Origin of the sequence: Polaribacter dokdonensis, from assembly GCF_024362345.1 — a bacterium.
In the GTDB taxonomy this organism is placed as follows: domain Bacteria; phylum Bacteroidota; class Bacteroidia; order Flavobacteriales; family Flavobacteriaceae; genus Polaribacter; species Polaribacter dokdonensis.
In genome coordinates, this window is record NZ_CP101505.1 from 2,710,547 (window position 1) to 2,729,703 (window position 19,157).

The window sequence follows — 19,157 nt, forward strand, 5'->3', positions numbered from 1 at the left end:
AATAATAAAGGTATTTTTTAAATAATTAGTGTTACTATAAATCTATTTTTTTTCTCTGATACCTCTTACCATTCCATATACAAGAGTATCTTTATAATCTCTGATACTTCTCCATTTTACAACATCCAATATTGTTGGTTTATTATTTTTATCTACAAAATCTTCTTCTATTTCTAATTCTATACCAGTTACAGATACTGCAACATCATTTTCATAGAATATCTGCGCTGTTTTTTTAGGCCAAATATCAAAATTATCTTTACCTATAACTTGATAAATATCATCTTTAAAAGTATGGCCAAATTTTTTAACATAAGCTGGGTTAATATATTGTATAATAAATCTGTTACCCCTTTTTACTTTTTGCCAAATTGGTTGTGGAAAATTTTCATAATTTCTATTAAAAATAATCATATTTTCTTTTAAATGCTGATTACGTTCTTTAATAGTAATATAATCAAGTTTTATTTGTTGATTTTCTGTTCTTAAAAAATACGTAGATGTCGTTAGAAACAACAATGATAAATAAGTTATTATCTTATGCTTCTTTTCTAAATTCGAGACTTTATGTAGTATAGATTCAGCCTTATATCCAATTTTTTTCATAAATAATGGGGTATAAAATTATTTAAAATATAGGTACAAATAATTTTATTATTATAAAAATAGCTGGTTATTTCTTAAGAATAATAAAAAGAACATCTTGATTTTAAAGCAAGTTTTAAGGTAATTTAAATTTAAGAGCATATTTAAGGGGTTAAAAGTACAGCCTCAAATATAATAAATATAGATATATAATGAGAAGTAAGTTTATTCAAAACGGAAAATTGTTCTATAATAAATGGTAAATTATTCTTTTATTTTAGAGATTCTTTGCACCATTCCATAAACCAAAGTATCTCTATTATCTCTGATACTTCTCCATTTTAAAACCCTAGCATAAATAGGTTTTCCAGATTTATCTATGAACTCTTCATCAGTATTAAGTACTTTTCCCATAATTGAGACTGCTATATCATTCTCATAAAAAGTTTGAGCGAACTTTTCAGGCCAGACTTCGAAGTCGTTTTTTCCAATAACATTATATTGGTTGTTATTAAAAAGATGTCCAAATTCCTTAACAAAACTTGGGTTAGTGTATTGCATTATAAATTTATCGCCTCTTTTTACCTTTTGCCAAACTGGTAATGGAAATTCTTCATAACTTCTATTAAAGATAATCATGTTTTGTTTCAAATTTAAATTTCGCTCTTGTAAAGTAGCAAAATCAATTTTTACTTTTTGATTTTCTGTTCTTAAAAAATAAGTAGATATAGTTAAAAATAATAGCGAAGCATAAGTTATTACCTTATGTTTTCTTTCTAAATTTGAAACTACTAGTAGTAATTTTCTTGAATTAAAACTCAGTTTTTTCATAGACCTACTAATTAATTGATGTTAGGTAAATTATTTGGTATATATGAAAAAGCAGAACACTTTTTTATATTAAAAATAAAATATATTAAACGAGTAGGGGTAGTATATAAAAAGTATACACTTGTATAAAAAAGTGTACTTAAAAAGAAGGTATTAGTTTTTATATTATCCATAATTGGGGGAATAGTAGGGATTAATTAAAATACTAAATATTTGTTTTCACAAATAATAATAAGGCAAATATAAAAATTTAAGATATAAAGCCAATATTAGTATTCTAATATACGAAGTAAATTTATATATATAGAATAATTATAAATTAAAATAAAAAAAACTCATTTTAATTAAAAAATGAGTTTTTTGTGACCATGCTAGGATTCAAACCTAGAACCTCTTGAGCCGTAATCAAGTGCGCTATTCAGTTGCGCCACATGGCCTTTTTGCGGGTGCAAATATAGCTGTTTTTTTTAAACTAAGAAATCTTAGTATGAGTTTTTAAGAATTAATTTCTTTTTCATATTCTGCAACAATAGGTTTCGCTTTTTCTAAATCTACATTTAAAACTTGTAATTCTATAGCTGTTCTGTGTTCTCCAAAACCACCTAACCTTGCAGACTCAACTCTGTCTTTAATTAAAATACTAATATTGTTGTCTTCTAATCTGTTTTGCAATCCTTTTACAAGAATTGAAGAACCAGAAAATACTGTAATGTGCTTATTTTCCATAATTTTTATTTTTAATCTAAAGATTTCATAGTTACAAAAGCTCTCCATCCAATAATGGCAAGTTGTATTTTTGACGCTTTAGAAATGTCTAACTCTTTTTTTGTGTAAGAAGGTAAAATAGCCTTATTAATTTTAGCTAATGTTCTAAATAGTGTTTTCTTCATTCGAGTTTGGTTGGTCGTCAAATGTAGCTAAAATTTACAACTTTATTTTGAAATAACAAGTTGTTATTAAATTTATTAGAATAGAACAATGTAAATAATTTCTGCAACTAGGGTAACAAATTTAACGAGTAATAAGATCATGTTTTTTAATTTTTTAAGTTCGATTTTTGATTTCTGATTCCAATATAAAATCTTAAAATGCTATCAACCTAAAAATTATAATAGTATTAATTGAATTTGTTTTATAATATAAATTATAAAAATAGTTTTGGTTATAATATATTACAAGTTGTCTAAAGTGAAGTTGATAAATGAAATTAGAATATGTAGTTTGTGTATAATTATGTAATGTAGTAAAGGGGAGTTTTTGCTTGGTTATAAAAAGCAAAGGAATAATCATCTTTTAATTCACCACTTTTGTACTTTTCATCTTTTACAAATTTAATTAATTGCATAATCTTGTATCTTTGGCAAAAAGATTTTAGATGAATTTTTTACTAATTGTAGTTGGTTTGGTATTGCTAATTTTTGGAGGTGATTGGTTATTAAAATCAGCAGTGGCTTTATCTCTTAAATTAAAAATATCTAAAGTAGTGATAGGGATGACTGTTGTTTCTTTTGCAACTTCTGCGCCTGAACTAATAGTTAGCATAAATGCTGCTTTAACAGGTTCGTCTGATTTGGCTTTAGGAAATGTAATTGGTTCTAATGTTGCAAATTTAGGTTTAGTGTTGGGTATAACTCTTTTACTAGGCTCTATGAGCGTTAGTAAAGACTTCTATAAGTTAAACTGGCCTGTAATGATGATTGCTTCTTTGCTGTTATATGTTTTTTTATGGAATGATTCTATAATTGTATGGTATGAAGGTTTAATTCTTTTTGTGTTTTTAGTTAGTTTTATTGTGTATTTATTACGTTCTCAAAAGAATTTTGATATTGATGAAGTGTTGGAAGAAGAAATTTTCTTGCCTAATCATAAAACGCTTTTCTTTTTTGTGATTGGTGGTTTGGGTCTTTGGGGAGGTTCAGAACTATTAATAAAAGGAGCTACTTCTTTAGCATTAGAATTTGGGGTTACAGAACGTGTAATAGGGGTTACATTGGTCTCTATAGGAACTAGTGTGCCTGAATTAGCAGCATCTATAATTGCAGTATTAAAGAAGGAAAAGGCTATTTCTTTAGGAAATTTAATAGGTTCTAATATCTTTAACATATTAGCTGTAATTGGTATTACATCTATCATCACACCTGTTTCTTTAACAGATCAAAGATTACTTTCTAGTGATATTTTTTGGATGCTAGCCATATCATTTAGCATTTTACCAATGGTACTATTACCTAAAAAGTTTAAGTTGAGCTGGATAAATGGTTTGTTGCTTTTAGTTGCATATTGCTCTTTTATTTATGTAACAATTTAATTTAATTCTCTTTTTTTAGAATTACAAATTGTAGAATTAGCAAAATGGCTACACCTAAAAAGGCAAAGGCTGTCATAAATAACCAAGTTAAATCATATCCTATATAATCAATCATTTGCATTCCTGAATTATGACTAAAAATACTGGCAAGTGAAAATGATATGGCATACATTGCCATATATTCTCCTTGATTTCCTTTTTTGCCTCTTTCCATAGCAAAAGCATTACTAAAAGGAAATGCAATCATTTCACCAACTGTCATTAGTAAAATTCCAATTAAAATAACTCCAACCCAAGAAGTTGTTATTAAGATTATAAAACTTAGTGCAACTAGAAATAAACCTACTGCCACTAATTTTATTTTCTGTTTTTTCAGGCTTTCTAACCAATGGATTAATGGCATTTCGAATATGAAAATAAAGAAACCATTAAAACCCATAATTAACCCTATTTCAAACACGCTTAAATTTCTAACATCTTTATAGTATAAAGGCATTGTAGAAAAATATTGCATAAATGTAAAGCCAAAAATAAACATGGCTATAAAGAATATCCAAAATGCTTTGTCTTTATAAACAGATACTGGTTTTTCTACTGTAACAACATCTAGTTCCTTTACCTTTTTAGGATGTAGTACTTTTAACAACACAAAAGCTGCTAAAATACAAGTAACACCATCAACCCAAAATAAAGCATAATAACCAATACCTGTAATTATAATACCTCCAATAGCAGGCCCAGCAGAAAATCCTAAGTTTATTGCTAATCGAATTAAAGTTACAGATCTTGTTTTGTTTTCTTCTTTGCTATAAGCATTTAGAGCTACAAACATAGCAGGTCTAAAAGCATCAGCTGCTAACATGGTTATTAATATTCCAAAACAGAAAGCCTCAAAAGTAGTCAGGAATTGTAGTAAAATAAAAAAGAGTCCAGATACTAGCAAACTGCCAAACATTACTTTATAATAACCTATTTTGTCCGTTAATTTTCCACCAAGCCATGTGCCTAAAACAGATCCTAACCCCCAAAAAGATAAAATCCAACCTACATTTGCTAGTGAAAAGCCCAAATTTTTATTGAGGTAAAGTGATAGAAAAGGAATTACCATTGTTCCAGCTCTATTTACTAATGTAATTAGAGAAAGCCACCAAACTTCTAGAGATAATCCTTTAAAAGAATTGATATAGTTGTTGTAAATTTTTTTCATTGAGTTGTTATAAATTAAAAAGTCCGACTTTTTAGAGTCGGACTTTTTAATAGTTTGGTTTGATATGGTTATTTTCAAAACAAATATACTGTCCGATTTTTTTTCGAAATTGAAGCGATATTTATTTTGGTGGTTTTCATTTTTATACTACTACATTTATGCTGTAAAACTACATAAAATTATTGAATGTCTTATTTTTGTTTCATAAATAAAATTTGATGAATAAAAACCTGAAATTAAACCTTATACTATTAATACTTTTTATTTCATGTAAAACTTTACCTGAAAAACAATTTGTTGATATTGAGCAATTTCAAAATATAACTGATATTGATTATAATTTTTGGGGATTTAATAATGATGGGTCCAATAGATTTAAGGAAAAGGAAAGTCTTATTACACGTAATATAGAATACAATAATAGTAATCTTGTTTCTGATGGAATTTATGAATATTCAGGTAGATTCACCTCTGAAAATGTTGTGGTTTCTGATGGTTTTAACAATGTAAACACAAGAAGTATAGCCGTAAAATTTAAAATTGATTTTAAAAGCCTAAATAAAAAAGACTACTATGTACCAATTTTAATTAAAGGTAAAAGTTATAGATGTTTTAAAATAATGGTTATAGATGATGTTGTAAAATTGAGTTTTAATGGTAACTTTTCTTTTACTATTCCTAATAAAGATTTAATTTTAGAAAAAGTAATAATTAAACCTGAAGAATTTAATGAAGTTTTTGTTTCTTATAATTTAGATAAACATTTAGTTTATATGGCTTTAAATGATGGTAAGCCTCAAATAATAGAAATTCCTGAAGATTTTATTTGGCAAAAATGTTATGATAGATGGACAATTCAAGATTTTTCAAATGGTAAAGCTTTTCCAGGATTTATAGATTATATATTTATATCTAATACGTATTTAAATAGAAAAACAATGCGAAAATTAATACATGAAAAATAAAATCAATATTTTTAAAATAGCTTCTATAGTTATAATTAACTTGGTAATAATATCTTGTAACTCTAAAGATAAAAGACCATTATTGGGAGATACTCCTTATCAACAAAGATTAAATTCAAGTTTTAAAGACGCAACTTCATCACCCTTAAAGAAAAGAGATTTAAAAGAATTTGAAGGGCTTGAATTTTTTCCTGTCGATTCTAATTTTATTGTTACAGCCAAATTAACAAGAATAGAAAATGCGCCTATTTTTAAAATGCCAACAACTACAGACAGAGCTCCATTGTACAAAGAATTTGGAATTTTAGATTTTATTATTAATAATAAATCTTTACAGCTAACAGTATATCAAAGTCAAGAGGATTTAGAAGATGAGCAGTATAAAGATTATTTGTTTATACCATTTACAGATGAAACTTCTGGAAACGAATCTTATGGAGGAGGGCGTTATATGGATGTTATGCTAAGTGATATTACTTCTGAGGAAACTATTGAACTCAATTTTAATAATACCTACAATCCATATTGTGCTTATAATGAAAAGTTTTCTTGTCCAATTACACCAAGAAAAAATCATTTAGATATAGAAATAAAAGCAGGAATTCAAGATTTTAAAAAACACTAAGTGTCTAAAGAAATACTGTTTTGAGCATCTTGTAAAATTGCATTTTCCAAATCTGCTAAATGTTGTTGTCTTACCTTTAGTTTAGTTTCAGCATGTGCTTTTTTATTTAGTTTGCTAAACATTTGAGCAACTTTAATTGCTGTAGGCATTAAATGACTTTCTGGAACAATCATGTCTAAGAACCCAGCTTTAATGGCATCTTTAGGGTTAAAAATTTCTGCATTAACTACACTTCTGTTCATATAAACTTCAGATAATCTAGCTTTAGCAATTGCAATACCAGCATTGTGCATGGTCATACCAATTAAAACTTCATTTAAACCTATTTTAAAATCACCTTCTATACCAATTCTATAATCTACAGATAATAGTAAAAATGCACCTTTTGCAATGGCATGACCATTACAAGCTAAAATAATTGGCTTTGGATAAGAAAGCATTCTTAAAGAAAGTTTAGAACCTTTTGTAACTAATTCTATTGCAGATTCAGGTGATTTTGTCATCACTTTTAAATCAAAACCTCCAGAAAAAATACCAGCTGTACCTGTTAAAATAACTATTTTATTTTCTTGTTCAGCTTTGTCTAGGCTTAGGTTTAAACCAGCAATAACTTCATGAGAAATTGCATTCGCTTTTCCATTGTTAATAGTTATAACAGCGTAGTTTTCTTCTGATTGATAAGTTACAAATTCGTTCATTTTCTTATTTAAATTAATTTAATGAGATACATGCCTGCAAATACCGCCAAAAATCCAGTGATAAAACTAACAAGCGTGTAAAATGCAAATGATGTAAAATCGCCTGATTTTAAAAACACATGGTTTTCGTAGGCAAATGTAGAGAAGGTAGTAAAGCCACCACAAAAACCAGTAGCTAATAACAAAGTATGATTTTCAGATATCGCATCATTTTTTGCTGCATAACCTAAAATTAGCCCAATTAACAGACTTCCTAAAATGTTGGCAGCAAAAGTACCATAAGGTACTCCTGTTTCTGTATTGTTTAGCCATTTACCAATAATGTAGCGTAAAACACTACCAAAGCCACCACCAATAAAAACAAGAAGTAGGTTTTTCATTATAGGTCTAATTCATCGATATTTCTCCAGTTTTTCTTATCAACAATGGTTCCTTTGTTTAAAATCATAATTCCAGGATTAGATCTTATCATGGTTTTTAAGGTTGTTTCATCGCAAAATAGAAATTCGAAATCTAGTTTGTAGTGTGTTTTGGTAAGTTCTATAATATCAGAAAATGAGGCAGACACTCCATAAATACTGTATCCTTTTTCTTTAGCTGTAGTAGAAAGCTTTTTTATTTCTGGAAATGCATCATAGTTAGATTTCTCTAAACTTGGCATAATTACCAAAATAACTTTTTCTTTAGCTAAAATTTCTGGAGCCAAATCGTTCTGAGCATCTTCTAAAAAGAAATCATGAATTGGTGGAATTTTTCCATCATTTTTATATTCCATTCCTTCAGGAATGTTTTTGCCTACAGCATAAGCTCTAAAGTCTATGATTGGTAAATTTACCAACACATACCAAGTTATGATAGCAGATATTAATAAAGATAAAAACACAACAAGTCCATTATTATTTCTTGCAAAAATCCTGTTGATAAACTTGATTTTGAATCCTATAAAAAATATTAAAATGGTAAGAATTACATCTTTCCAAAAAGTTTCCCAAGGTGTAAGTTTTATAGCATCACCAAAACAACCACAATCTGTAACCTTATCATAATATGCAGAATACCAAGTTAAAAATAGAAAGAAAAGAATTATTAGTTTTAGACTGTTTACAGTAAACTTTGCTTTCCAACCCACTAAAAGAGCAAAACCTAAAACTATTTCTGCTATAATTAAAAAGATGGCAAATGGTAAAGCATAAGGAATTAAAAACTCTAAATTTAAAACACCTTCAGAGAAGTATTCTTCAAACTTGTATTGAGAACCAATGGGATCTACCAGTTTTACAAAACCAGAAAATATAAATAAACCTCCAACTATTATTCTAGAGATTTGCACTAAAATATTCGTGAATTTATCTTTTTGTTTTACCATAATTTAAAAATTAATTCTGCAAATGAATCATTGCAAAAACTGCGTAGTTAATCATGTCTTGATAATTGGCATCAATACCCTCAGAAACAATGGTTTTACCTTTGTTATCTTCTATTTGTTTTACACGTAACAATTTTTGAAGAATTAAATCTGTTAAGCTAGAAACACGCATATCTCTCCAAGCTTCTCCATAATCATGATTTTTATTCATCATTAATTCCTTGGTAATTTTAATATGTTTGTCATAAAGTAAGGTCGCTTCTTCAGTAGATAAATCTGGGTTTTCTACAACGCCTTTTTCTAGCTGAACTAATGCCATTATAGAATAATTGATAATACCAATAAATTCAGATTTTTCACCTTCATCTACCTTACGCACATCATTTTCTTGTAACTGTCTAATTCTTTGTGCTTTTATAAATATTTGATCTGTTAAAGAAGGCAAACGTAAAATACGCCAAGCACTTCCATAGTCAGACATTTTTTTAATAAATAGACTTCTGCATTCTTCAACTACAGCATCATATTGTTTTGAGGTGTCTTGCATTTTTTAATAAAAAGAATTTATCAAATGTAGTAAATCTTATATGCAATTCATTTATTTTTACAATGAAATTATCAATGATTTTATGAAACGAGTAGTTGTGTTTTGTGGTTCTAGTCTAGGTTTTAATCCTGTTTATAAAGAAGCTGCAAAGTCTTTAGGTAAGTATTTTGCAAACAACAATATTGGGTTAGTTTATGGAGGAGGAAAAATAGGAATGATGGGTGTTTTAGCAGATATTATTTTAGAAAATGATGGTGAAGTTATAGGAGTAATACCTAAACTTTTAGAAAAAGTAGAGGTTATACATGCAGGAGTAGAAGAAATGATTGTTTGTAAAAACATGAGTGAACGCAAAGTAATCATGAGTAAATTAGTTGATGGTTACATTACACTTCCTGGAGGTTTTGGCACTTTAGATGAACTTTTTGAAGCCTTAACTTTAAATCAATTACATATTGAACAAAAACCAGTTGGTTTATTAAATATAAATGGCTTTTTTGATGCTGTTTTATTACAAATAGATAAAATGGTGGATGAAGGTTATGTAAGACCTGAAAATAAAAAGTTACTAATTGTTGCAGATTCAGTAGAGGTTTTAATGACTAAAATGCAAGAATATGTTGCTCCAAAAATTGAACATGTAATTCAGAAAGTTGTAAAGTAAGATGACTATAAATTGTAGAGGAAATTTGATAGATTTATCAACTCCAAAAGTAATGGGGATTTTAAATATTACTCCAGATTCTTTTTTTGATGGTGGTAAATATAAAGACAAAAACGCTATTTTAAAGCAAGTAGATAAAATGCTTACAGAAGGAGCAACCTTTATAGATGTTGGTGCTTATTCATCTAGACCAGGTGCAGCACATATTTCTGAGCAAGAAGAATTGAATAGAATATTACCAGTTGTTGATTTACTCGTAAATAACTTTCCAGAGATTGTAATATCAATAGACACCTTTAGAAGCAAAGTTGCTGATGCTACCATAAATTCTGGTGCTGCCTTAATTAATGATATTTCTGGTGGTAATATGGATGATAAAATGTTTGAAACAGTGGCTAAATTGCAAGTACCTTATGTATTGATGCACATGTTAGGTACACCACAAGACATGCAGAAAAACCCTGTTTATGAAGATGTAACCAAAGAAATTATTTCCTTTTTTGCTGCACAACTGTTTAAATTACATCAATTAAAGTTGAATGATGTTATTATAGATGTTGGTTTTGGTTTTGGTAAAACTATTGCTCATAATTTCGAAATTTTAAAGAATTTAGAACTTTTTAAAAGCTTAGACGCTCCTATTTTAGCTGGAGTTTCAAGAAAATCGATGTTGTATAAAACGTTAGATGTATCTGCACAAGAAGCTCTAAATGCTACAACATCTGCCAATACAATTGCCTTATTAAATGGGGCCAACATTTTAAGAGTACATGATGTAAAAGAAGCTGTAGAAGCTGTAAAAATCGTTGAACAAGTAATTGGCTAGTAATAGAACTTAACTGAATAAGCAAGTATAGCCCTGATTGAACGATTTGTTTGAGCTCTTTTGAGGTACGAAAAAAGCGAGAAGTGAAAGCAGGAAATAGCTCTAAAAAATTAGCTAAAAGACATTTGTAAATAAGTTTTTCTTAACAAATTTTCTGCGTATTTTTGCAAACTATGCAAGAAACGAAAAAACATCAATTAACAGATTGGTTACCAACCACAAACAGGGAAGTTAAAATCCGTGGATGGGAACAATTAGATGTTATTTTATTTAGTGGAGATGCTTATGTAGATCATCCTTCTTTTGGGCCAGCAGTAATTGGTAGAATTTTAGAAAGTTATGGTTTACGGGTTGCTATTGTGCCTCAGCCAAATGTAAATGATAATTTGCAAGATTTTGAGAAGCTTGGAAAACCAAGATTATTTTTTGGTTGTACAGGTGGTTGCATGGATCCTATGGTTTCTAATTATACAGCAAGCAAAAAAAGAAGAGATAAAGATGCTTATACTCCAAATGGAGATAAGGGTTTTAGACCAGATTATGCTACCTCTGTATATTCTAAAATATTGAAAGAAAAGTTTCCAGATGTGCCAGTTTTAATTGGTGGTATAGAAGCTTCTTTAAGACGAGTAACTCATTATGATTACTGGTCTGATAAATTATTGCCAACCATTTTAGAAACATCTAAAGCAGATATGCTAGTTTATGGAATGGGTGAGCAACCTTTACGTGAAATAGTAACCTTATTACAAAAAGGTGTGCCATTTTCTAGCTTAAAGAATATAAAGCAAACAGCAGTTTTAGTAGATCAGAAAGCAGAAAAATTACCTGTAATTAATGATTGGGAAGATGTAACCATCAATTCTCATGAAGCTTGTTTAAATGATAAAAAGACCTTTGCTTCTAATTTTAAAGTGATAGAGCAAGAGTCTAATAAATTAAAAGCAAGAAGAATTTTACAGGATGTAAAAGGTAAAACATTGGTGATAAATCCGCCTTTTCCTACAATGACAGAAAAGGAAATTGATGGTTCTTTTGATTTGCCTTATACAAGATTACCACATCCTAAATATGATAAACGTGGACCAATACCTGCGTTTGAAATGATTAAATTTTCGATTAACATTCATAGAGGATGTTTTGGTGGTTGTAGTTTTTGTACAATTTCTGCTCATCAAGGAAAATTTATTGCAAGTAGAAGTCAAGAATCTGTTTTAAAAGAAGTAGATAAGGTTGCAAACATGCCAGATTTTAAAGGTTATTTGTCTGATATTGGAGGGCCTTCTGCAAACATGTATCAAATGAAAGGTAAAGTACAATCTATCTGCGACAAATGTGTTGCACCAAGTTGTATATCGCCTGTAATTTGTTCTAATTTAGATACTTCTCATAAACCTTTAACAGATTTGTATCAAGCTGTTGATAAACATCCAAAGATTAAAAAATCTTTTATAGGTAGTGGAATTCGACATGATATGTTAGTGCCAGAATTCAATAAAAATGCAGATCCAAAAGAGTTAGATGCTTATACAGAAGAGGTGATGACAAAACACGTTTCTGGACGATTAAAGGTAGCTCCAGAACATACTTCTGATCCAGTTTTAAAGTTGATGCGTAAACCGTCTTTTACTTATTTTCATAAGTTTAAAGAACGTTTTGATAGAATAAACATGAAGAAGAAATTGAACTTACAATTGATTCCTTATTTTATTTCTAGTCATCCAGCAAGTGAGGTGGAAGACATGGCTAATTTAGCTGCAGAGACTAAAAACATGGGCTTTCAATTAGAGCAAGTGCAAGGTTTTACACCAACTCCAATGACAGTTGCTACAGTTATTTATTATTCAGGTTATCATCCCTATACTTTAAAACCAACAAGAACTCCTAAAACTAAAAAGGAGAAAGAAGACCAGCACAAATTTTTCTTTTGGTATAAAAAAGAAAATAAAGATTGGATAAAAAACACTCTTAATAAAGTAGGTAGACAAGATTTGCTAAATGTTTTATTGCCAGAAAATAAATCTTGGCAGAAAAACAAAAAAGCAAAAGCTGCAAAAAATACGTTTGATGATGCTGTGCCTTTTAATAGAAGAAAGAAAAAAGTTACTAGAAGTTCATCTAAAAAAAGAAGAAGGTAGTATTATTTAGGTAAAACTGTAATATTGATTTTTAAAATGCTTTCATTTTTATAATCACTTTCTTTGGTAAAAGCTTTAATTACTAGCATACTACTTTGCCCAATTAAAGAATCGTCTATTTTAAATTGAAAACGATTAGATTCTTGGTTGATTCTTAGTTTACCTGCAAAATGAAAAATTTGATATTCTATTTTTCTATCTTTTGGGTCATTAGCCTCTATTAACAACTCATAATCATCGCCAACTTTTAATATTGGTTTTCTTTGGTTTTCTTTATGATTTCCATTCCATGAAGTGCCAAGATTGTCAGAAATTTTAGAGATTGATATAAAGTAATCATCCACCTGATTTTTCTTGTTATTATAAATAGTGATAGCATTTTTTAAATCTTGTACAATACCATTTAATAAATGTTCTTGACTCTGAATTAACTCTTGGCCATTATTCTGAGTTTTTTGAAATTGTAACACTTCATTAAAGAAAACTTCAAAACGTTTTTTATCAAAAAGTACAGGTAAAAAATCTTTCCAATTATTTTCGATAATCAATTTTAAATCTTCTAAATCACTATAGAAAATAATTCTTTTTTCGAACAAAAAGCCATCATTCTGTTTCTTTGCATTTGCTCTTTTTGCAGACCATTTGTCTGATATTTCTTTAGAAACTTTATAATTGCTATTGTCAGCATCACCAAGAATGTTAATAATTAATTGTCTTAATGTAGTTATATATTGTTGTATCATTTATATAAATGCGTAAAAGAAAACTGTTAAAAAGAGTTAGCGAAGTTAATTTTTTAAATGATTAGAAACAAACTTCTTTATTTCTGTTGTTGTTTAGCTATTAAAAGAAAGCAAAAGAGATTAAGAATAAAATTCCCATTCCAAAAGATGCTATAAACCCGAAACTTATATTTAAAAGTATAAATTTAAAAAATGTTTTAAAATATCCTTGCTGATAAAACTTTTTCATGGCTAAATAAAGGTATAATAAGAACAAGCCTAAAAATACCCAAAGTGCTGGAGTTACATTAAAAATAAGGAATATAAAATAGATAGAGAATAGCATGAAAAATACTGTCTGCACATGAAATACAAATATTAGATGGTCTACATAGGTGTATTTTCTTCGTATAAAGTAGAATTTTAAAAATAGCGTAAAAAATGGCAGGAATATGAATAGAGCTATAGAGCCATAAGACAATAACTGATTAAAAAATTGTTCTCTTGTATCTTCATTCTTAGAAAATGAGTGTAAACTTTTTGCTCTTGTAAATAGAAATCTATTCGTAAAGTTTTTTTCATAGCCCAAAGAATCTAAGGCGTTGTTAATATTAGGATTAGGGTTTCTCTTCACATAATCCATAAAGCTATTGAGCTTTGTGTTAAATTCTAAGTTAATTCCTGAGTTACTAGAATCTTTTTCTTTTTCAATCTTAATTTCATCTAGTTCTTTCATGAAAGTAGAGTCTTTGGCTTGCTTGTCTACTTCTTTTAAAATCATTTTCCTTGTTTTTTCTGGAACAGGAATAATGAAGTTTTTCATTTCAGTATCAACCTTTGTTTTTAAAGAGTCAATTTCTTTATTGGTTAATTTTTTAGGTTTAACATCTGTGGAATCTTTTTTCTTAATGTCTATTATTTTTTCTGTAACATTAGTGGCAAGTGCTTCATATTTCTGAACAGTTTTATATAAACCTACTAATAAGAAAAAGATGATGGATACTGTTAAATAAAAACGGAAAGGATTTGTATAACGCTGTCTTTTACCACTTATATAATCTCTAGAAACTTTGCCTGGTTTAATAAGAAGTGGAATTAGCGTATTCCAAAACTTTGCTTCAAAATTGAAAAGGCCATTAAATATTTCATGGATAAAACTTAAAAAGGTAATTCTGTATCCTTTGTTGGCTTGGCCACATTCAGGACAAAAATTTTCATGCCCATTAAAAGGATGTCCACAGTTTAAACAAGATGGATCTTTTATTTTGGCTACTTTATTTTTACCTTTTGTTAGTTTGATAATATGGTGGTTGCTAGTTGAAACGTAGGTATAAATACTTTAAATTCTTCTAAAGTTGCTGTGTTTATCATTTTGTAATAACCATTCATGGCACCAATATTAGATTCTAAAAAACAACCAGAACTATAAGAATAATGATCATTTGGTTTTAATATGGGGCTTTGTCCTACAACACCTTCACCTTCTACAATTTCGGTTTTGTTTAAGCTATCGTAAATTTTCCAAAATCTATCTGTTAGCTGCACAGTTTCTAAAGAATGGTTTTCTATGGTAATAAAATAAGCGAAGACATAGTACAATCTATTGTTTCTATAGCTTGTGCCATTAAATTTGGTTTTTACCGAAATTCTAATGCCTTTTGTTACTTGCTCTATCATTAAGGTAAATGTAGTTTTTTTGATTAAAAAACACAAATACTAATAGTAATTATCTGTTTTGATTAAAACTAACAGAGCCCATACCAATTACTCTGTCATATAAACTACCAAAAGGTTTAAAGTAAACAATAACTGTATATTGATTTTCTGTCTGAAAGAAAGATCCGTTAATTTCGTTAGTATTTACAATGCCAAATTCATCAACAGTGGCAAAGGTGTAATTGTAAAAACCTTGTTTCATTAATACACTTCCTCTGTAAGTACTATCATCAAAATTGTAAGTTAATTCAGTTTCGTCATCAATTTCAAAATTGTTAAAAGCGCCATAAACATGTACTTTTTTATCGTTAAAAGGTTCCTCAGCCTCTAAGGTAAAGTGCATTCTAGCATAATCTGCCTCAGTTCTAGCATCATTACCTTCTAAAGCTCTAAACACAAATTGACCATTAATATCTGGATTGTATCTGTAGGTTAAATATGGGTCATAGGTATAGGGATAAACGTAATGTTGAAAAACATCACCTTTTTCAATTTTTACAATATTGATGCTTTTGTTTCTTAAAAATTTACTGTCAAAATTTAGATACTCATTGCCTCCCCAAAAATTGGTTTTATTTGAATAGGTGTATTTTAATTGATTGGGTTTAAAAAATGTAGGTTGTAAATCAGTAATAGTTTCATTCCAGTTTTCATTTTTTAAAAGAACTACATTAATTTCTTGTTGAGGGTTGTTTATTCTTAGATTAGGATAGTTAACACTAAACTCTATGGTTTGTTGAGTATTTAATGTTTCTGTATTTCTACTCCTAGAAACATTTAAGCCAACTGAAGCAACACTTTCGTACAATACAAATTTACGGGTAAATACCATATCATCATCTTCATCTAAAACAGATAATAAGTAATTTCCACTCTTTGTTATAACAGTATTTGCGTTAGGAATTCTAACTTCATAATGCGTATAACTCTGTAAAGTATTAAATGAGTTGGTAACGTTAATTATAGTGTTTTCATCAAACCCATCTATGAATTGGCTAGAAAATAATCTGCTTTTTTTCCAATCATGAGTCATGTGTTCAATCTTATATTGATAATCTTTTCCATCAGCCTCTAAATCATCAAAGGAAAGTTCCAAAACAGTTCCTATAGGCACAATAGCTGTATAAACATTATCACCTAAGGCTCTTAATTGAATGGATTTTATGTCTTGACTATAGCTCAAAACACCATAGAAAACCGAGAAAATAAATAGTATATATTTCTTCATTTTACAAAAATATCAAAAGATTATTAAGGATATTACAAAATTCAAGCCAAAATTTCTTTCTAATTTACATTATTTAGAATTAATATAAATAGCAAATTTAAGCCGATTTTTATGTTTAAAATAATGCTTAAAAGCCGTAAATTTGCATGATTTTTTTAGTTAACTAAAATTCCACATTTACTATGTCAAAAGACATTCGTATTAAAAAAGGCTTAGATATTAAGCTTGTTGGTGTTGCAGAAAAAACCACTACAAATAGTTCTTTAAGTAGTGTTTATGCAATAAAACCAGAAGACTTTCATGGAATTACACCAAAACTTGTAGCCAAAGAAGGAGCTGAAGTAAAAGCAGGAGACACACTTTTTTATTCTAAAAGTGACGAACGTATTTTATTTCCAAGTCCTGTTTCTGGTAAAGTTACTGAGGTAATTCGTGGAGCAAGAAGAAGAGTAATGGCTGTTAAAATAGCAGCAGATGCAACTCAAGTTCACACAGATTTTGGTGTTAAAGATGCCGCAAAAATGTCTGCAGAAGAAGTAAAGAATCATTTATTTACTTCAGGTTGTTGGCCATTTATAAAACAACGTCCTTATGATGTTGTTGCGAATCCTAATCAAGCTCCAAAAGCAATCTTTATTTCTGCCTATGCAAGTGCTCCTTTAGCTGCAGATTTAGAATATACATTAGCAGGTAAAGAAGCAGAGTTACAAACTGCAATTACTGCAATTTCTAAATTAACAGAAGGTAAAGTACATGTTTCTGTAGGCGCTAATTCTATGTTTGCAAACTTATCTGGTGTAGAAATTCACAAGGTATCTGGTCCTCATCCATCAGGAAATGTAGGTACTCAGATTGCAATGATAGATCCTATTAATAAAGGTGAAGTTGTTTGGGTGGTAACTCCACAAGATTTAGTTGTTATTGGTGAATTACTATTAACAGGTAAGCTGAATTTACAAAGAACAATAGCATTAACGGGTTCTCAATTTGAGAAGCCTCAATATATTACAGCAATTGCTGGAGCATCTATTTCAGATGTTACTGCAAGTAATTTAGATAATGATAATACTAGAATTATTAGTGGAAACGTGCTTTCTGGAAAGCAAGTAGATATTGATGGTTTTTTAGGTTATTATGATAATCAAATTACTGCAATACCAGAAGGTGATGATTATGAATTTTTTGGATGGAACAAACCTGTTTTTGATAAAATTTCTGCTTCTAGAGCATTAACTTTTTCGTGGTTAACTCCTAATAAAAAGTACGATTTAGATACCAATACAAATGGAGAACATAGAGCATTTGTAGTTACAGGTTCTTATGAAAATGTGTTTCCTTTAGATATTTATCCAATGCAATTATTAAAAGCATTTATGATAAAAGATTTAGATGAAATGGAAGCTTTAGGCGGTTATGAAGTAGCACCTGAAGACTTTGCTTTAACAGAATTTATTTGCGTGTCTAAACAGCCACATCAAAAAATAATTCGTGAAGGTTTAGATTTAATGAGACAAGAATTAGGATAAAATTATGAGCTTAAAACAAAACTTACATAATTTAAAAGAGAAATATAAAGGCACAAAAATGGCTCCTGCATTTAATGCGATCCATACGTTTTTATATTTACCAAATGAGGTTACTCATGGAGGAACTCATATTAAAGCAGCAGATGATTTAAAGCGTACAATGAATATTGTAATTATGGCTTTAATTCCTTGTTTGTTATTTGGAATGTTTAATGCAGGTTATCAGCATTATGCAGCTATAGACGGTTCTTTAAGAGATAATGTATTAGCTAACTTTTTTACTTGGGATAATTTATGGATTGGTATTATTAAAGTATTACCATTAGTAATTGTTTCTTATGGAGTTGGTTTAATCGTAGAATTTATTTTCGCAGTTATTAAAGGACATGAGGTAGAAGAAGGTTATTTAGTAACTGGTATGTTAGTGCCATTAATTGTACCAATTGACACTCCACTTTGGATGTTAGCTGTTGCAGTTGTATTTGGTGTAGTAATAGGTAAAGAAGTTTTTGGAGGTACAGGTATGAATATTTTGAACCCTGCATTAACAATTAGAGCATTTTTATTCTTTGCATATCCAACTTGGATGTCTGGAGATAAAGTTTGGGTTTACGATGCTGTAAATAGAACAGGTACTGCAGATGCAATTTCTGGAGAAACTATATTAGGTAGTTATGCACAAAATCAAGAAGTAATTTATTCAAATTGGGATAAGTTCTTTGGTTTTATTCCTGGTTCTGTTGGAGAAACATCTACATTTTTAATACTATTAGGTGCAGCTTTTTTAATCTTTACTAAGATTGGAAGCTGGAGAATAATTGTCTCTACTTTCATAGGTGCTGCAGTAATGGGTTTAATTTTTAATGGAATTGTAAATGCTAATATTATTACAGATTCTAGCAAATTTTATGGCTTAATGAATACAAATTGGTGGGAGCATTTAATGATTGGTGGTTTAGCATTTGGAGCTGTTTATATGGCTACAGATCCTGTAACAGGTTCGCAAACTAATAAAGGAAAATGGATTTACGGATTCTTAATTGGGTTTATATCTATTATGATACGTGTATTTAACCCTGCATATCCAGAAGGAGTTTTCTTAGCCATTCTATTAATGAATGTATTTGCACCAACAATAGATCATTATGTTGTGCAAGGAAATGTAAAAAAGAGATTAAATCGTGCTAAAGTTAAAACTGCCTAGT

Annotated in this window: 21 protein-coding genes, 1 tRNA gene and 1 pseudogene; 8 read left to right on the forward strand and 15 right to left on the reverse strand. The window is 29.0% G+C overall.

Annotated features, from left to right (window positions below; all coding sequences use genetic code 11):
- Nucleotides 1-42: 42 nt before the first annotated feature.
- The 5 genes from LPB302_RS12060 to LPB302_RS12080 all read right to left on the reverse strand — a co-directional run bounded on the left by LPB302_RS12060 (nucleotide 43) and on the right by LPB302_RS12080 (nucleotide 2,306).
- Nucleotides 43-606, reverse strand: coding sequence for a PAS domain-containing protein (locus LPB302_RS12060; protein WP_053973312.1), 564 nt, complete (start codon nucleotides 604-606; stop codon nucleotides 43-45).
- Between the two features lie 243 nt (nucleotides 607-849).
- Nucleotides 850-1,416 carry a hypothetical protein gene (locus tag LPB302_RS12065; protein WP_053973311.1) on the reverse strand — a complete coding sequence of 189 codons (567 nt, stop codon included), beginning with the start codon at nucleotides 1,414-1,416 and terminating at the stop codon, nucleotides 850-852.
- Nucleotides 1,417-1,779: 363 nt separating this feature from the next.
- A tRNA-Arg gene (locus LPB302_RS12070) sits at nucleotides 1,780-1,853 on the reverse strand.
- Between the two features lie 58 nt (nucleotides 1,854-1,911).
- Nucleotides 1,912-2,142 carry a putative signal transducing protein gene (locus LPB302_RS12075; RefSeq protein WP_053973310.1) on the reverse strand — a complete coding sequence of 77 codons (231 nt, stop codon included), beginning with the start codon at nucleotides 2,140-2,142 and terminating at the stop codon, nucleotides 1,912-1,914.
- 11 nt (nucleotides 2,143-2,153) lie between these two features.
- On the reverse strand, nucleotides 2,154-2,306 hold the full coding sequence (locus LPB302_RS12080) for a hypothetical protein (protein ID WP_053973309.1): 153 nt from the start codon (nucleotides 2,304-2,306) through the stop codon (nucleotides 2,154-2,156).
- Between the two features lie 485 nt (nucleotides 2,307-2,791).
- Between LPB302_RS12080 and LPB302_RS12085 the strand changes: the two genes are divergently transcribed.
- A complete protein-coding gene (locus LPB302_RS12085) occupies nucleotides 2,792-3,724 on the forward strand; it encodes a calcium/sodium antiporter (protein WP_053973308.1) in 933 nt (310 codons plus the stop codon).
- Between the two features lies 1 nt (nucleotide 3,725).
- Here LPB302_RS12085 and LPB302_RS12090 read toward each other — a convergent pair whose 3' ends face one another.
- A complete protein-coding gene (locus LPB302_RS12090; protein WP_053973307.1) occupies nucleotides 3,726-4,931 on the reverse strand; it encodes an MFS transporter in 1,206 nt (401 codons plus the stop codon).
- A 218-nt stretch (nucleotides 4,932-5,149) separates the two neighbouring features.
- Between LPB302_RS12090 and LPB302_RS12095 the strand changes: the two genes are divergently transcribed.
- Together LPB302_RS12095 and LPB302_RS12100 are read left to right on the forward strand one after the other, a co-directional pair.
- Nucleotides 5,150-5,896, forward strand: a complete 747-nt coding sequence (locus tag LPB302_RS12095) for a hypothetical protein (RefSeq protein ID WP_053973306.1) — start codon at nucleotides 5,150-5,152, stop codon at nucleotides 5,894-5,896.
- Complete coding sequence (locus LPB302_RS12100; RefSeq protein WP_053973305.1) at nucleotides 5,886-6,521, forward strand: DUF1684 domain-containing protein; 636 nt, start codon at nucleotides 5,886-5,888, stop codon at nucleotides 6,519-6,521. The genes LPB302_RS12095 and LPB302_RS12100 overlap by 11 nt, the downstream gene beginning before the upstream one ends.
- On the opposite strand, the gene LPB302_RS12105 is transcribed toward LPB302_RS12100, so the two are convergent.
- From LPB302_RS12105 to LPB302_RS12120, 4 genes are read right to left on the reverse strand one after another with little or no spacing between them, the layout of a single operon-like run.
- The gene (locus tag LPB302_RS12105; protein ID WP_053973304.1) at nucleotides 6,518-7,219 is read right to left on the reverse strand and encodes a crotonase/enoyl-CoA hydratase family protein; all 702 of its coding nucleotides are present in this window, start codon (nucleotides 7,217-7,219) and stop codon (nucleotides 6,518-6,520) included. The two genes, LPB302_RS12100 and LPB302_RS12105, sit on opposite strands and share 4 nt — an antisense overlap.
- 8 nt (nucleotides 7,220-7,227) lie before the next feature.
- Nucleotides 7,228-7,599 (reverse strand): fluoride efflux transporter CrcB, encoded by a 372-nt coding sequence (crcB, locus tag LPB302_RS12110; RefSeq protein WP_053973303.1) that lies wholly within the window; start codon nucleotides 7,597-7,599, stop codon nucleotides 7,228-7,230.
- Nucleotides 7,599-8,585, reverse strand: coding sequence for a DoxX family protein (locus LPB302_RS12115; protein ID WP_053973302.1), 987 nt, complete (start codon nucleotides 8,583-8,585; stop codon nucleotides 7,599-7,601). The genes crcB and LPB302_RS12115 overlap by 1 nt, the downstream gene beginning before the upstream one ends.
- A 10-nt stretch (nucleotides 8,586-8,595) precedes the next feature.
- On the reverse strand, nucleotides 8,596-9,132 hold the full coding sequence (locus LPB302_RS12120) for a DUF1599 domain-containing protein (protein ID WP_053973301.1): 537 nt from the start codon (nucleotides 9,130-9,132) through the stop codon (nucleotides 8,596-8,598).
- A gap of 82 nt (nucleotides 9,133-9,214) precedes the next feature.
- On the opposite strand from LPB302_RS12120, the gene LPB302_RS12125 reads away from it, so the two are divergent.
- The 3 genes from LPB302_RS12125 (at nucleotide 9,215) to LPB302_RS12135 (ending at nucleotide 12,760) form a co-directional block, all read left to right on the forward strand.
- Complete coding sequence (locus tag LPB302_RS12125; RefSeq protein ID WP_053975270.1) at nucleotides 9,215-9,796, forward strand: LOG family protein; 582 nt, start codon at nucleotides 9,215-9,217, stop codon at nucleotides 9,794-9,796.
- A gap of 1 nt (nucleotide 9,797) precedes the next feature.
- Nucleotides 9,798-10,622, forward strand: a complete 825-nt coding sequence (gene folP, locus LPB302_RS12130; protein ID WP_053973300.1) for a dihydropteroate synthase — start codon at nucleotides 9,798-9,800, stop codon at nucleotides 10,620-10,622.
- A 173-nt stretch (nucleotides 10,623-10,795) separates the two neighbouring features.
- Nucleotides 10,796-12,760, forward strand: a complete 1,965-nt coding sequence (locus LPB302_RS12135; RefSeq protein WP_053973299.1) for a YgiQ family radical SAM protein — start codon at nucleotides 10,796-10,798, stop codon at nucleotides 12,758-12,760.
- Between the two features lie 2 nt (nucleotides 12,761-12,762).
- Here LPB302_RS12135 and LPB302_RS12140 read toward each other — a convergent pair whose 3' ends face one another.
- The 5 genes and pseudogenes from LPB302_RS12140 to LPB302_RS12155 all read right to left on the reverse strand — a co-directional run bounded on the left by LPB302_RS12140 (nucleotide 12,763) and on the right by LPB302_RS12155 (nucleotide 16,426).
- A complete protein-coding gene (locus LPB302_RS12140) occupies nucleotides 12,763-13,503 on the reverse strand; it encodes a hypothetical protein (RefSeq protein WP_053973298.1) in 741 nt (246 codons plus the stop codon).
- Nucleotides 13,504-13,603: 100 nt separating this feature from the next.
- Nucleotides 13,604-14,305: a hypothetical protein gene (locus LPB302_RS12145; RefSeq protein ID WP_053973297.1), complete on the reverse strand. Its 702-nt coding sequence runs from the start codon at nucleotides 14,303-14,305 to the stop codon at nucleotides 13,604-13,606.
- Nucleotides 14,306-14,479: 174 nt separating this feature from the next.
- Nucleotides 14,480-14,818, reverse strand: a pseudogene (locus LPB302_RS13975) (DUF3667 domain-containing protein); the annotation flags it as partial.
- Nucleotides 14,773-15,159, reverse strand: a complete 387-nt coding sequence (gene apaG / locus LPB302_RS12150; protein WP_053973296.1) for a Co2+/Mg2+ efflux facilitator ApaG/CorD — start codon at nucleotides 15,157-15,159, stop codon at nucleotides 14,773-14,775. The pseudogene LPB302_RS13975 and the gene apaG, both read right to left, overlap by 46 nt.
- Before the next feature lie 49 nt (nucleotides 15,160-15,208).
- Nucleotides 15,209-16,426: a type IX secretion system plug protein gene (locus tag LPB302_RS12155; RefSeq protein WP_053973295.1), complete on the reverse strand. Its 1,218-nt coding sequence runs from the start codon at nucleotides 16,424-16,426 to the stop codon at nucleotides 15,209-15,211.
- Between the two features lie 182 nt (nucleotides 16,427-16,608).
- On the opposite strand from LPB302_RS12155, the gene LPB302_RS12160 reads away from it, so the two are divergent.
- Nucleotides 16,609-17,952 carry a Na(+)-translocating NADH-quinone reductase subunit A gene (locus LPB302_RS12160; protein WP_053973294.1) on the forward strand — a complete coding sequence of 448 codons (1,344 nt, stop codon included), beginning with the start codon at nucleotides 16,609-16,611 and terminating at the stop codon, nucleotides 17,950-17,952.
- 4 nt (nucleotides 17,953-17,956) lie between these two features.
- Nucleotides 17,957-19,156 carry an NADH:ubiquinone reductase (Na(+)-transporting) subunit B gene (locus tag LPB302_RS12165; RefSeq protein ID WP_053973293.1) on the forward strand — a complete coding sequence of 400 codons (1,200 nt, stop codon included), beginning with the start codon at nucleotides 17,957-17,959 and terminating at the stop codon, nucleotides 19,154-19,156.
- Nucleotide 19,157 lies beyond the last annotated feature (1 nt).